The organism is Lysinibacillus sp. GbtcB16, from assembly GCF_019091145.1.
In the GTDB taxonomy this organism is placed as follows: Bacteria; Bacillota; Bacilli; order Bacillales_A; family Planococcaceae; genus Lysinibacillus; species Lysinibacillus fusiformis.
In genome coordinates this window covers 1-263 of sequence record NZ_JAGXJV010000519.1, presented here as the reverse complement: position 1 = coordinate 263, position 263 = coordinate 1, and the positions used below count along the sequence as shown (strand labels likewise).

The following is a 263-nucleotide window of genomic DNA, read 5'->3' as shown; positions in this document are numbered from 1 at the left end:
GAGACTGCGGATGTCATCTCCACCTATGTCTACCGGAGAGGCTTGCTCGGCAGCGACTTCAGCTATGCTACCGCTGTTGTACTGTTCCAAGCGGTTGTCGGGTTGATATTGCTGGTAACGGCTAACCGGCTTTCCAAAAAAATCAGTGAAACCGGCTTGTGGTAACGAAAGGGGAGGTTGAGATGAACAAACATACGTCGATCGGCTCGAAAATTTTTGACAATTTCAATATACTGATCCTGTTGTTACTGGTGTTTGCCACC

The 263-nt window shown here is 47.9% G+C and carries 1 pseudogene; it reads left to right on the top strand.

Annotated elements, in window-relative coordinates:
- Positions 1 to 165, top strand: a pseudogene (locus KVT27_RS26895) (sugar ABC transporter permease); the annotation flags it as partial.
- Between the last annotated feature and the right edge of the window lie 98 nt (positions 166 to 263).